The organism is Gleimia europaea ACS-120-V-Col10b (genome assembly GCF_000411155.1).
In the GTDB taxonomy this organism is placed as follows: Bacteria; Actinomycetota; Actinomycetes; order Actinomycetales; family Actinomycetaceae; genus Gleimia; species Gleimia europaea_B.
The window spans coordinates 28,901-42,480 of record NZ_KE150268.1 but is presented as its reverse complement, the minus strand read 5'-3'; the positions used below and the strand labels follow the sequence as shown (position 1 = coordinate 42,480).

The 13,580-nt window shown below is 58.3% G+C and carries 11 protein-coding genes; 3 read left to right on the top strand and 8 right to left on the bottom strand.

Translation table 11 applies throughout. The features are described 5' to 3' along the window. Positions 1-5: 5 nt before the first annotated feature. Positions 6-1,436, bottom strand: a complete 1,431-nt coding sequence (locus HMPREF9238_RS08035) for an alanine/glycine:cation symporter family protein (protein WP_016444963.1) — start codon at positions 1,434-1,436, stop codon at positions 6-8. Between the two features lie 198 nt (positions 1,437-1,634). On the opposite strand from HMPREF9238_RS08035, the gene HMPREF9238_RS08030 reads away from it, so the two are divergent. After that, the gene (locus tag HMPREF9238_RS08030) at positions 1,635-4,286 is read left to right on the top strand and encodes a DEAD/DEAH box helicase (protein WP_016444962.1); all 2,652 of its coding nucleotides are present in this window, start codon (positions 1,635-1,637) and stop codon (positions 4,284-4,286) included. 76 nt (positions 4,287-4,362) lie between these two features. On the opposite strand, the gene HMPREF9238_RS08025 is transcribed toward HMPREF9238_RS08030, so the two are convergent. The 3 genes from HMPREF9238_RS08025 to lplAB form a co-directional block, all read right to left on the bottom strand. After that, positions 4,363-4,758 carry a YccF domain-containing protein gene (locus HMPREF9238_RS08025; protein ID WP_016444961.1) on the bottom strand — a complete coding sequence of 132 codons (396 nt, stop codon included), beginning with the start codon at positions 4,756-4,758 and terminating at the stop codon, positions 4,363-4,365. Positions 4,759-4,760: 2 nt separating this feature from the next. Continuing rightward, positions 4,761-5,474: a YggS family pyridoxal phosphate-dependent enzyme gene (locus HMPREF9238_RS08020; protein WP_016444960.1), complete on the bottom strand. Its 714-nt coding sequence runs from the start codon at positions 5,472-5,474 to the stop codon at positions 4,761-4,763. A gap of 69 nt (positions 5,475-5,543) precedes the next feature. Continuing rightward, positions 5,544-6,593: a lipoate-protein ligase LplAB gene (gene lplAB / locus HMPREF9238_RS08015; RefSeq protein WP_016444959.1), complete on the bottom strand. Its 1,050-nt coding sequence runs from the start codon at positions 6,591-6,593 to the stop codon at positions 5,544-5,546. Between the two features lie 224 nt (positions 6,594-6,817). Here lplAB and ilvD point away from each other — a divergent pair, with 224 nt between their 5' ends. Next, positions 6,818-8,698 (top strand): dihydroxy-acid dehydratase, encoded by a 1,881-nt coding sequence (gene ilvD, locus HMPREF9238_RS08010; protein ID WP_016444958.1) that lies wholly within the window; start codon positions 6,818-6,820, stop codon positions 8,696-8,698. Positions 8,699-8,798: 100 nt separating this feature from the next. Next, positions 8,799-9,020 (top strand): CsbD family protein, encoded by a 222-nt coding sequence (locus HMPREF9238_RS08005; protein ID WP_016444957.1) that lies wholly within the window; start codon positions 8,799-8,801, stop codon positions 9,018-9,020. Between the two features lie 158 nt (positions 9,021-9,178). On the opposite strand, the gene HMPREF9238_RS08000 is transcribed toward HMPREF9238_RS08005, so the two are convergent. Genes HMPREF9238_RS08000 through HMPREF9238_RS07985 form a run of 4 tightly spaced genes read right to left on the bottom strand, consistent with a single transcriptional unit; the run spans position 9,179 to position 13,139 of the window. Next, complete coding sequence (locus HMPREF9238_RS08000; RefSeq protein WP_156824476.1) at positions 9,179-9,790, bottom strand: hypothetical protein; 612 nt, start codon at positions 9,788-9,790, stop codon at positions 9,179-9,181. Then, on the bottom strand, positions 9,753-11,486 hold the full coding sequence (locus tag HMPREF9238_RS07995; protein WP_016444955.1) for a YcaO-like family protein: 1,734 nt from the start codon (positions 11,484-11,486) through the stop codon (positions 9,753-9,755). Before HMPREF9238_RS07995 ends, HMPREF9238_RS08000 begins: the two co-directional genes overlap by 38 nt. 16 nt (positions 11,487-11,502) lie before the next feature. Continuing rightward, complete coding sequence (locus tag HMPREF9238_RS07990; protein WP_016444954.1) at positions 11,503-12,234, bottom strand: ABC transporter permease; 732 nt, start codon at positions 12,232-12,234, stop codon at positions 11,503-11,505. Further along, positions 12,231-13,139, bottom strand: a complete 909-nt coding sequence (locus HMPREF9238_RS07985; RefSeq protein WP_016444953.1) for an ABC transporter ATP-binding protein — start codon at positions 13,137-13,139, stop codon at positions 12,231-12,233. The genes HMPREF9238_RS07990 and HMPREF9238_RS07985 overlap by 4 nt, the downstream gene beginning before the upstream one ends. Positions 13,140-13,580: the final 441 nt, after the last annotated feature.

Sequence of the window (13,580 nt, the reverse complement as noted above, 5' to 3'; positions counted from 1 at the left end):
CAAGGCTAGTCCCAAATACCCGAGTCGGCGCGTTTTTGAAGCTCGGGGTACTTGCTGATGTCAAAGCGCAGGCTGTCACCTTCTTTACGCGCCCTCCAGTCTTTAAGCACCACCCGCACAACTTTCATGAGCGCAATGAGTGCGATCAGGTTAATAACGGCGCCGAGGCCGAGGAGGAAGTCTGACAGCGCCCACACAACCGGGAGCTTCACGATCGCGCCGAGCGAGGCGACGATCACGGCAACCACGCGGAACGCGTAGGAGATAAACTTGTTGTGGGTGAGGTGGTCAAGCGCCGACTGGCCGTAAGAGTATGCGCCGTACGCGGTTGTGTAGCCGAAGATGAAGATGATGAGTGACATCGGCAGCGCCATCCAGCTACCCATCTCCGCAGTGACCGCCTGAGCGGTGAGCGATCCGGCTAGTTCTTGGTCCATGCCCGGCTCGTACAGGCCCGAGATGAGGATCAGCAGCGCCGTAACGGTACACACGACGATCGTGTCGATGAACACGCCGAATGCCTGCAAGAAGCCCTGCTGCGCCGGGTGCTCAACCGTTGCAGAACCCGCTGCGTGCGGCGTGGTGCCAAGGCCGGCCTCGTTCGAGAATAGGCCGCGGCGAGCACCATTTACGAGGGCGACGAAGATGCCACCGGCAATGCCTCCGGCCATCGGGCCAAATCCGAATGCTGACTTGAAGATCCAAACTAGTGCGTTCCACGCCTCGCCGGGGTTTAGCACGACGACGATGAAGGCGATGAGAATGTACACGCCTGCCATGATGGGCGCCAAGTACTCAGATGCGCGCGCCACCGACTTGATGCCGCCCAGGATGACCGGGGCGAGGAGGATCAGGATGAAGATCATGGTGGAGACTACGGGCACACCGTGGTTCGCGTTGAACGTCGCGGCAACCGTGTTGATCTGCACCATTGGAACCGCAAGGCCGGAGGCGAAGATGGAAATCACAGCGAAGATGATGCCGGCCGTCTTCCAGCCGAGGCCGCGGCGCATGTAGTACTCCGGGCCGCCGCGGAACACGCCGTCGGGGTGCTTCTCCTTGAATACCTGGGCGAGCACGGACTCTGCGAATGACGTGCCCATTCCAACCAGCGCAACGATCCACATCCAGAAAATCGCACCCGGGCCGCCCATCACGAGGGCGAGAGCAACACCTGCGATGTTGCCGATGCCAACGCGGGTACCGATGCCAACTGCAAACGCTTGGAACGACGTGATGCCCTGAATGGCCGAACGGCGCGAGCCGGAGACGGAGGTAAAGATGTCTTTCGCGTTCTTTATTTGCGGAACGCCCAAATACACCGTGATTGCGATGCCCACTCCGATTAGGAGGAACACCAGCACCCACGAGTAGAGCATGTTCACAGACCACATCAGTGCGTCTTCGAGCACTTTTCCAACCGATGCAGAAACCATCACGAGTCCCCTGTTGTTGACGAGATATTTGGGATATGAACAGATATTACTAAGAAATAGTGAACTTATACAAAGTGTCCACCCTCTTGGATCAAGTAGCGGACGTTTTTGCGATTTTTTGTTGGTTTTCTTACATCTCGACTCACGCTGGAGTAGCAAGTTAAAAAACTTGTCCGCCTCATCTGAGACAATCACACCATGAGCCCAGCACTGAACGAACTTCTCGACGATCTCGAAGACGGTGGAAACCTCGAAAACTCCGATGCGCTTTACGAGGCGTTTACCGGCTGGGCGAAAGCGGGTGGGCGCCCGCTATACCCGCACCAGGAAGAGGCATTCATCGAGCTACTGAGCGGAAACCACGTTATTGCCGCCACGCCCACGGGTTCTGGAAAGTCGATGATCGCGCTTGCCGCACACTTAATCTCGCTGGCTCGCGGCGGGCGTTCCTACTACACGGCTCCCCTAAAGGCACTGGTGTCGGAGAAGTTCTTTGACCTCGTCGCCCTCTTCGGCTCTCAAAATGTTGGGATGATAACGGGCGACGCCTCTGTAAATCCCGACGCGCCCATCATCTGTTGCACGGCGGAAATTCTCGCGAATCAGTCATTGCGCGAGGGCGAGTCGCTCGATGCCGACATGGTGATAATGGACGAGTTCCACTTCTATGGTGACCCGGAGCGAGGTTGGGCTTGGCAGGTTCCCCTACTGGAGCTCACCCGCCCGCAGTTCGTGCTGATGTCCGCAACGCTTGGTGACGTGAGTTTCTTTGTGGAAGATCTAAGAGGGCGCACGGGGCGAGATACAGCTGTTATTGATAACGCGAAACGGCCGGTGCCGCTCGAGATGGCCTACTCAAAACTTCCGCTGGCAGATTCTGTAACGGATTTGATTGAGTCGGGCAAGTATCCGATTTACATCGTGCATTTTGGGCAGAAGGCCGCGGTGCAAACCGCGCACTCCCTGGCGAGTGCAAACATTATCTCGAAACGCCACGCGGAGCGGATTAAGGAGGCCATATCTGGCTTCCGCTTCGGCAAGGGATTTGGGCAGATCCTTCGCGGACTTCTCGTGAAGGGCGTGGGAGTGCACCACGCGGGGATGCTACCTCGCTACCGCCGCCTCGTTGAACGCCTGACGCAGCAGGGCGTCCTCGCCGCGATTTGTGGCACGGATACGCTCGGCGTTGGCATCAACGTGCCGATTACCACGGTGCTGCTTACCTCCCTCGTGAAGTTTGACGGGCGCCGCGAAAGGCATCTGAATGCCCGTGAGTTCCACCAGATTGCGGGGCGCGCCGGGCGCGCCGGATTCGACGAGGTCGGTTGGGTCGTAGTTGAGGCCCCCGAGCACGTGATCGAAAACAGGCTGATGGAGATCCGCGCGGGCGACGATCCGAAAAAGCTGAAGAAGCTCGTTCGAAAGAAGCTTCCAGAGGGACGCATAGGCTGGTCGGAGTCAACGTTTGAAAGGCTCGAGGCCGCGGCGCCTGAGCCGCTCCACTCGCAGTTTGAGATCACGCACTCGATGGTTTTGAACGTGCTTGCAAATCCGATTAAACCAACCGAGCACCTACTGCGCCTTGCAACGGATAATCACGATCCGCACTCGGAATCGAATCCGCACCTGCGCCGGCTCGGCCAGATCTACTCCTCGCTTCGACAGGCGGGGGTTATTGAGAAGCTCTCCTCTGCCGAGGCTCGCAAGCGAAATACCGACCGCCTTCAACTGGTTCGCGACCTCCCGGATGATTTCGCGCTAAACCAACCGCTGTCACCGTTTGCGCTTGCCGCGCTTGAACTACTAGACCCCGAGGCGGAGACTTACGCGCTGGACGTGGTGTCGGTGGTCGAGGCCGTGCTCGAAGACCCGCGCCCGCTACTATTCGCGCAGCAAAACGAAGCAAAGGGCGAGGCCGTAGCCGCTATGAAGGCGGCCGGAATGGAATACGAAGAGCGGATGGAAGCGCTCGAGACGGTGACGTGGCCAAAGCCGCTGGCGGATCTGTTGGAGCCGGCGTTTGAGACGTTCGCGAAATCGAATCCGTGGGTGGGAGGCCTGGAGCTTGCGCCCAAGTCGGTCGTGCGCCTCATGGTTGAAAATGCGATGACGTTCTCCGAGCTCGTCTCCCGCTTCGATGTGGCGCGCTCAGAGGGCGTTATCTTGCGCTACCTGATGGATGCCTATCGCGCTCTTCGCCAGATCGTGCCCGATTCTATGATGACCGATGAGCTGACCGCGATCATTGAATGGCTCGGGGAATTGATCCGCGCGGTGGATTCGTCGCTGCTAGATGAGTGGGAAGCGCTTTCTAATCCGGATGCCGACAGGGCCGCGGAAACCGACCTTGCGCAGGAGGAAGTCGCGGAGCGAGCATTCGGCGCGGCTGCCGACGGTAGCGTGTCGATTACGGCGAATCAGCACTACTTCTACCAGCAGATTAGGAACGCGATCTTTGAACGCGTAGACCGCTTCGCCCTCGACGACTTGGACGGCCTCGTCGCCTTTGGGGACACCGATGGCTCCGAAGTCTGGGAAGCCGCCCGCTGGGAGAATGTGCTCGACCGCTACTACGCCGAATACGACTGGGTTGGGGCCGGGCCGGAAGCGCGATCAAAGGCGCGGTACCAGTTTGTCGCAAACGCGGACGCCGTGGATCTAGCGGCGGCCGGGGTTTCAGACCGCCTGATTGAAGCCAACGCCTCTATCGAGAGGGCAATCCTCGTTACCTACACGTTCGAGGACGAGCAAAGCGACGGCGATTGGCGCCTGATTGCGCTAGTTGACCTGGAGCGCTCTGCCAGCGAAAACCGGCCCGTATTCCACCTGCTCGATGTGGGTCCAAGGTAAATAAAGTATTGCCGCCAGCGGTGGAGCTGGCGGCAAGGTTCGCGCTAGTAGCGAAAAGTGCGGGCGGGCAGTATGGCTAGGCCAGCACGCCCTGCGCACCGTCGGAGGCTACGATCTCTTTTCCAAACGGGAAGCACGTGACCGGAATGAGTTTCAAGTTCGCGGCCGCCATTGGAATGCCGATGATCGTAACCGCGAGCGTCACGGCCGTCGCGATATGACCGATGGCGAGCCACAGGCCGGCGATTATGAACCACACGATGTTCATGAGCGCCGAACCAACGCCAGCGCCTGGCTTTTCAACGACTTTGCGTCCAAATGGCCAGATCACGTAGGCGGCCATCCGAAATGACGCGATACCCGCGGGGATCGTGACGATGGGGATGAACGCCAGCAGACCGAAGAACACGTACATGACGGCGAGTTCTATGCCCGCGAAGAAAAGCCAGATGATGTTCAAGATAGTGCGCACTGTTACTTCCTTGCTCCAAATATTGCAGATCCCATTCGCACCCGCGTGGCTCCCTCCGCGATCGCGAGGGCAAAGTCGGAGGTCATGCCCATCGAAAGTTCACGTGCGTCTTCAAGCCCTGGCAGGGTTAGCGCCTGGTCGCGGATCTCACGCAGGTCGGAGAACGACTTGCGGATTGCTACCTCGTCGGGAGTATGCGCGCCGATGGTCATGAAGCCAATGACGTGCAAGTTGTCAAGCCCTGCTACGCCTTTGGCAACCTCGATGGCTTCGCGCGGGTCGGCACCCGATTTTGAGGCTTCGCCCGATGTGTTCACTTGGATCATGACGTCCAAGCGGCGGTCTTTGACGCGCTTGTTGATCGCTTCGGCGAGTTTTACCGAGTCGATAGTCTCGATCTGATCAACCACGCGTAGCGCTTTGTTGATCTTGTTGGTTTGCAGGGGCCCGATCATCGTGGTGGTCAGGTTCGCAAGGTCGAGGCCGCGCAGGAACGGCGTGGTAACCTCGGCCTCTTGTACCCGGTTTTGGCCCATTAGTACGGGGCGGCCAAGGTCGAGCAGGGCGCGCGCTGCGGCCTCGCATTCCTCGGTCGTGCGCGTCTTGATGGCAAGCTCAAGGTCGACGTCCTCAGGCCGACGCCCTGCGGCTAGAGCGGCGTTTGAGATCTGCTCCAAGACACTTTGAATCTGATTGTAAATATGTGCGGTATTCATTTCTCCACAAGCCTAGACCACCGGCGACCGCGCCAAAAAACAACGGTGCCGGGCAGGTGCACTACGTGCCTACGGCAGGCGCTTCACCCACTCCTCGGTGGCAAACTTCGTGCGGGCGCGTTCCTTAGCCGTCTCGATGTCGGCCTCGGTAATCTCGCCCGGCGTCGCGTTGTACTTATTTTTGAAGTGTTCGAGGAACACGTCGATGATCTCTTCGCGGGGCATGCCCGTTTGAGACTTCATCGGATCCACGCGCTTTACGGCCGAGCGCGTGCCCTTGTCTTTCAGCTTCTCCTTGCCGATTCGCAAAACCTCGAGCATCTTCTGGGCGTCGATGTCGTAGGACATGGTCACGTGATGCACCATGTAACCGTTCGCGAACCGCTTTTGCGCGGCGCCACCGATCTTGCCTTTCTCGGACGAAATATCGTTTAGCGGAATGTAGTAGGCCTTCACGCCAACCTTCTCGAGCGCCTCCATGCACCATTCGTCGAGGAAGGGGTAGGACTCCTCGAAGGAGAGCCCGTCGACGAGGCTCGTCGGGATGACGAGAGAGTACGTGACGCAGTTGCCGGGCTCCATAAACATGGCTCCCCCGCCGGTTACACGCCGAGAAACCACAATCCCGTGCTTCTTGGCGCCCTCCTCATCGATTTCGTTCGAGTAGGACTGGAACGAGCCGATCACTACCTGTGGGCTGTTCCACTCCCAGATGCGCATGAACGGCTTGCGCCTTCCGGCAGCGACGTCCTCAACTAGGGTTTCGTCCATTGCGACGTTCAGCATGGGGTCTATTGACGGGCCGTGAATGACCTCGAAGTCGATGTCGCTCCAGTCGAGTGCACGCCCAAGCGCGCGCCGCACGGCGATTGCCACGCCTCGAGTGGTGAGGCCGAACAGGGTATCAGTGGGCAAAACCGTAGCGTTCAAGATCCGAACGAGTTCATCGGCGCTCGTCTCTGAGGGAAGCCCCTCGAGCGCGTCGCGCATACGGAACAAAGCGTCATCGGGGTCGAGGAAGAAGTCGCCCGATATATTCACATTCGCAAGCTTTTGATCCGAAACGTCGAGGTCAACAACTACTAATTTTCCACCTGGAACTTTGTACTCACCGTGCATGGTTTCATGCTACTTCCCTGGATTAGGCGCAGCGATCGCAAGCGTTCGCTGGTAGACGAAGATCACTTAGAATCCGCCGAAATCGCCGCGACCTGCGCGCCCGGGGCGAAGAGGGTGAAGGCACGAGTGCGCTGCTTGGATGCTGACGCGTTCGCGATACGGTCAAAATATCGCCGCTGATACTCGACTAATAGGATGGGTAAAACACCTCGAGGGGAGCCCAAATGGTATTTCCACTGCGTTCAAGTACATCCACTGCCGGCCGAAACATGGCTGGCGCCCGCGCACTGTGGCGCGCAACCGGCATGGAAGACGCCGACTTCGGCAAGCCGATCGTGGCGATTGCGAACTCGTTCACGCAGTTCGTCCCCGGCCACGTGCACTTGCGCGACGTGGGCAAGATCGTTGCCGAGGCCGTGAGTGCGGCGGGCGGCGTCTCGAAAGAGTTCAACACGATCGCGGTGGATGATGGGATCGCCATGGGGCATGCGGGAATGCTCTATTCCCTACCCTCGCGCGAGGTGATTGCCGACTCCGTTGAGTACATGGTGAACGCGCACCGCGCCGACGCCCTCGTGTGTATTTCAAACTGCGACAAGATCACGCCCGGAATGCTCCTCGCCGCGCTGCGATTGAACATTCCAACCGTCTTTGTTTCAGGCGGACCGATGGAGGCGGGTAAGAACATCGATCCCGATCTGATCGTGGGCGATTCTGCCGATGGGCACGGCAATCTCATTACCGTCATGAACGCAACTGCCGACGAATCCGTAACCGACGAGCAACTCCTCGAAATCGAGCGTCTGGCGTGCCCCACGTGCGGCTCATGCTCGGGAATGTTCACCGCGAACTCCATGAACTGCCTTACCGAAGCGCTAGGCCTGTCACTTCCAGGCAACGGCTCAACGCTCGCGACGCACAAGATGCGAAAGCACCTATTTGAAGAGGCCGGCCGGCTCGTGGTCGACCTCGCAAATCGATATTACGAAAACGAGGACGAGTCGGTACTCCCCCGCAACATCGCAACGCGCGATGCTTTCGAGAATGCGATGAGCCTGGATATGGCTATGGGCGGCTCTTCAAATACCGTGCTTCACCTGCTGGCGGCGGCGCGAGAGGGCGGGGTTGATTTCGACCTCGAGGATATTGGCCACCTTGGAGACACGGTGCCGACGCTGTCTAAAGTTGCGCCAAACCACAACGACTACCACATGGAGGACGTGCACAGGGCCGGCGGCGTGCCGGCACTACTGGGCGAGCTTGACCGCGCCTGCCTGCTGAATCGCTCGGTGCACGCGGTACATTCGCCATCGCTTGAATCGTGGCTTGCCAAGTGGGATATCCGCGGCAAGAGCCCCGCACCGCAGGCGCTAGAACTATTTAGCGCCGCGCCGGGTAACGTGCGCACAACGGAGCCGTTTTCCACCGACAACCGTTGGGCGAGCCTTGACACGGACGCCGCGAATGGGTGCATCCGCGACACCGCGCATTCCTACATGCCAAACGGCGGGCTAACCGTGCTTTATGGAAACCTCGCCGAAGAGGGCGCCATCATCAAGGCTGCTGGTATCGATCCTTCGCTGTTCCATTATGAGGGCGAGGCGATTGTGCTCGAGTCGCAAGAAGACGCGATCGAGAAGATTCTCGACAAGACCGTGCACGAGGGGCACGTGGTAGTCATCCGCTACGAGGGGCCGTCGGGCGGCCCGGGTATGCAAGAGATGCTTTACCCGACCTCATTTATTAAAGGCCGCGGGCTCGGCAAGAAGGTCGCGCTGATTACCGACGGGCGATTCTCCGGTGGCACGTCCGGCATCTCGGTTGGCCATATTTCACCCGAGGCGGCGGCTGGCGGTTTGATAGCCCTCATTGAAGATGGCGACAAGATCGTGATCGATGTAAACAAACGCATGCTTCACCTAGACGTGGACGAGGCCGAGCTCGCGCGGCGCCGCGAAGCTCAGCTAAAGCGGAAGGATCCGTGGACGCCAAAGTCGAGGAATCGCGAAGTCTCGGATGCTCTGAAGCTTTACTCGCTCACGGCAACTTCCGCGTCGGCCGGTGCGGTTCGAGACGTGTCGCTCGTGCAGCGCAAGCTTCACTAGATTCTCGAAGTTCACCAGTTGTTCGACCACTACTCAGGAAATCCTCAGTCATTTCTCCTAGGCTGAAGTGGAAACTTGTTCCCGAATGATTGGAGAAGCAATGGCTGAAGGTATGAAGGACAAGCTTACTGGCGCCGCTAAGGAAGCAGCCGGCAAGGTTTCTGGCGACAAGTCCATGGAGGCCGAAGGCAAGGCTGACCAGGCGTCTGGCAAGATCAAGGATTTTGTTGAGGATGTCAAGGACAAGGCAGACCAGGCCGGCGAAGATCTCAAGGCCGGTGTTGACAAGCTGAAGAACGAACTGAACAAAGACGACAAGTAAGTCGTAACCAACCTGAAGTCCCCACCCTTCGGTGGGGACTTCAGTGTTTTCAACTCCCGCACTCGCCGCGGGCTACCCAAACGGGCGAACAATGGTTTTGCTGGGCATTCGCAATCGCTACTTGACGTCAAAACGCGCGGTTTGAGCGCGCTTGCCCGTTACGCGATAGCGCGTTTTTCTGCGGCCGGCTTCGTAGCGCGCAGCGTGCGCGCGGGCTTAACGATGTACAGGGCTGTACACGCGGCAACGATGCCTCCCGCAACGGCCCACAGGTCCCAAAGAGGAGAAATCGGGCTTACGACTAAGAGAGCGAAGGCAATTACCACGAGGGTTAGCGCGAAGTAGTCCGACCTCCTTCGATAGGCCAATAGGAGCGTCAAGAAGTGGAGCGCGACGGAGCCGACGAGTAGCACGCCGAATGGCCACCACGCATCTGCTACGAATCCGATGATCAGCCCCGCGATGACCGCAACCAATTCCAGCATCGACGTGAGGCCAACCAGGCCAGCCTGCCGCTTAGTGGGCCGCTTCGACGGTGCCAGCGGCGCCCTCGTAATCGCAAGCCCGACGGCGAAAAGGACTACAAAGAGGGCGATCGCGATCAATACGTTTCGAATAGAAGATGCCAGCGCAATCGGCGCTAAGTACATCGCTGTAAAGATCGAGAGGAGGACGATGTTCCCCTTCAAGGTCCGCCTGATTTGAGTGATGCTCGGGGCGCTACCACCCGGATCAGGAGAATGGGTGCGGGAGCCGGCGCGGTTTCGCATTTGGTCCATGATATTTGCCGATGATCTTTCTAAGTCGTTCGGATTGCAATGCGCGCTGTTGTTTCCAGCCAAAGTCCAAGGGAAGCAAGTTTGGAGCGACCATCATGACGGTTTCAAGCCCGAGTGACTGCTCGAACCTCGAGGTCTGCCGGTGCGCCCATACGTCAACGCCCTCGGCGTCTAATAAACCAACCACGTGTTCGAGCAGTTGTGAGGCCGACCTCTTACTCCAGGCTTGCCAGCTCGGATCGATTTTTGCCAGGAAGCTTTGATCAGTGTCGACAAACTCCAGATACGCACTGTGGGAGGGGTACATCGCAAACAGCGGGTGATCTTCGATTCCGGCGCACAGGGTTGGATCCGCGTGGAGCCGCTCAATTTTGTCGCGGTGTTCGCGGGCGGATTTCGCCCGCTCGTTGATATAAGTCCAGACCTCATTGAGCGCGCCGTTTACTGCGCTTTCGAGGTCGGGCTGGCAGGCCGCGCCGAAAGCAAGGATTACTCCGACCTCGTCTTCAACCTGCGCGGTAGCTACGACCACGGGAATGCCGATGATCGAAGGCAGGAGCCCGCACTTCAGTTCTATCCCAAGTAGCGCCGCGCGAGCGCGGAGGGCGTCGAGGCTGCGGATGTTCTCAATGCTTACTGGAGCAGCGTTAATTCCCGCGTACCAGCAGCCAACGAAAGAGTCTCTCTCGATGAGTTCGAGCAGGCCGAACAGTTCGGCCTCAGCGATCGTAGAGCCAGTGGCGCAACCGGATGACGAGCCTAGGGCCCACAGCTGATGCTCGACCTGCTGACCGTAGTAGACGTATTCGCGCGCAAGCCAAGCCTCGCTGCCGTCATGCAGACGCGTGACGCGAACCCACTCGTGCGGCTGGGTGCTGTCATATGGCGCACCGAGCACACCGTAGAAGCCGTCCGGGTACGGTGGGAAATCTTCGGGAGTGAGAACGCGCCCCGAGAGTTCCTCGCCCTTAGCGGTAACCGATCGCGGCTCGCTCTCAAGTGCTCCCACTCTGCGCTCCACGCCCTCCAAGAGCGCCGCTGTCTCGCTGAGCTCGAGGCTGTTTAAGTGTCCAGACCATAACAGGCTACGCACTTCCTTGCCGTTCCAGTTAGGGGTTTTCCCCGTTGCCGGCGAGGACGTCGTCCACCCGACCTCCAGATTCGGCGGACACCCAAGATAGGAGGCAACGCGGTTTGCCACTACTTGCTGCGGCAAGCGCATGTCCGAAAGCGCCGTGGCGCGAAGCCCCGCTTTCGCCGCCCCGGGTGACACGCCGTTCTCCCCAGCTTCGTCCAACAACGTATCGGCGTTGTGCCCAGTTTGATTTGGGAGGTCGGCGCTTTGCGCTGCGCGCCCTTCTTCCCAATCTTTACCCAGCGTGGGGATGCCGCGCCGGATTTGGCCAAGCTCCGCGTGGAACTCCCAAACCGCATACCGATTTTGCTCTTCGCGGCTTAAGTGGTCGCACGCCCTCCGCATACCCTCTCGTATTCCCGGGAAGATCGGAGGGCCCTGGAACACGTGTCTTGCTGAAGACTTCGCGGCAATTTGCAGGATATGCCTAGAGCGCGTGCGCAACCATCGCTGCCGCAACTCCAGGTCGCCCAAGCTACTTCTTGCGTCATCGGAACTCACGAGAAATCCGCCTGGGATCTCAAACAGGCCGCGCGCAGATTCAGCAAACATGTTCGCCCCAGCCTGCTTACTTGAACTTCATGAAGCGCTGCGCGAGCAGGCCGAAGAGGGCGCCTAATGCGAGCAAGTATGCGAGCCCGATTCCGAAGTCTTTCCACGTGCCAACGTTTATTAGCGTCATAGAGATCGCCTCGCGCATGTGGTAGATCGGCGTGTAAGGGGCGATGGTCTGTACCCAGTCGGGCATCATCTCCAGCGGCATCATGGCTCCGCCGATCATTCCAAGCGGGATGATCAGAATCGTTGCGGCCATAGATACGCCCGCCATTGAGGGAACGACGATGCCGAGTAGGACGCCAACGAAGAAGAACAACAGGTATCCAAGAATCGAAGGCACGATAGCGATGATGGCGGTGGCTGCAGGCGAGACACCCAGGATTAGCGCAATGATGAAAAGCAGTACGATCTGCCCCAAAAGTAGCAGGGTACCTGCGGATGCTTGAGCGGCGAGCACTGTATTGGATGACAGTGGGAAGTTTCGCAAAACGTTAAACATCCCGTTTTCGCGCCAGAGGGCAAGGTGCGTTGCACCGGCATATATTCCGACGAAGGCAGCTCCAAATGCCATCATGTTTGCGCTGATGTCACCCGTCGGATCGACGTTTGGGACCGAGTCTTTCAAGGTGAGTGCGAGAACGATCAGGAGCCCGGCTGGAAAGGCGAATGTGAAGAACAGCGTAGACCAATCGCGAACGTCGTACTTCAGCATCGTTCTTGATAGTGACTTGTATGTGCTCATGCCACGTAGTCCTTTCCAGTAATTGCTAGGTAAACATCTTCGAGTCTGCCCTCTGATACGTGGGCTCCACCCGCGTCTATGCCAAGGTGCTCGAGTTCGACAAAGAGCTTGGCCGTGTCATTCGCACGGATCGCAACGCCATCCTTCGTTATTCGAACCCGATTTTCCCCGAATCGGGCAGAAAGCGCATCTGCCTGATGCAGCGAGTGGGGTAATAGGACGGTTGAGCCAAGATGCGCATCGTCGATCAACTTGCGAGGGCTCTCGGTTACGAGAAGCTCGCCAGAATCAATAATTGAAACTACGTCGCAGAGGCGTTCAGCTTCGTCTAGGAAGTGAGTTGTGTAAAGCGTCGTCATTCCACGCAGATCAGCGCTTTGTAGCATGGTCACGAGGTTGCGCCGCGTTTCTGGGTCCAGTCCGGCAGTGGGCTCATCCAAGAACAGCACTTTCGGCTGATGAATAATCGCAGTTGCCACCGCCAGCCTCTGCCGTTCACCGCCGGAGAGGGCTTCGACTTTGGTTTTGGCTGCGTGCTCGAGGCCGAGCTCTTCAATGAGTTTAGAGACGCGCGACCTCGGCGCCCCCTGCAAATCGGCAACGACGGTCAGGTGTTCGAAGAGTGTGGTCTTCGGGAAGAATGAGGAGAGTTGCGGCTGGATGCCGATTTGCGCTAAGAGATCCACGTTTCGCGGATATGGGTTTTGCCCTAGCAGGCGGACAGTGCCATGAGCTGGTGCTCGAAATCCTTGAATGGTCGTAAATAGCGTGGTTTTACCCGCCCCGTTCGGACCAATGACGCCGTGGAAGGAGCCGGGCTCTACCTGCAGATTAACGTCATGAAGGATCGTCTTGCCCTTTATCTTGACGGTCATGTCTTTGATATCCACGATTGGATCTGTCATTCGCGTTTTCCTTCGGTGTGAGGGTGTGGGATGCGCGATGTGCTCGCGCACCCCACACTCTTGGTTGTTACCGACGATGTCGGTTATTTGTCACGTGTCACCTGAGTGAACTATCAGATCACATTTGGTAACACTTCCCTATCTGATAGATTCCAAATACATCAAGCTACCCAGCATTTGATGCAGAAGCGTGCTCTAGCCGTTTCGGCCGTCATCGGCGGGTTACTTTCAGCCAAGTTGCCCGTCCGGTGGCGGTTTTATTTGCTTTTAGAGTTACGCTTTTTGATCTATTTGTAGGGAAATTTCCTTGTTCGACCTAGGCGGTTGCACACGACGACGTCGAGGTGCAGCACGACGTGCAGGTCGAGGAGCAAGAGGACGAGGACGAAGACGAGCAGGTCGAGCCAAAGGCCATATCCGCGTAGTCAACGTAATCCTTGA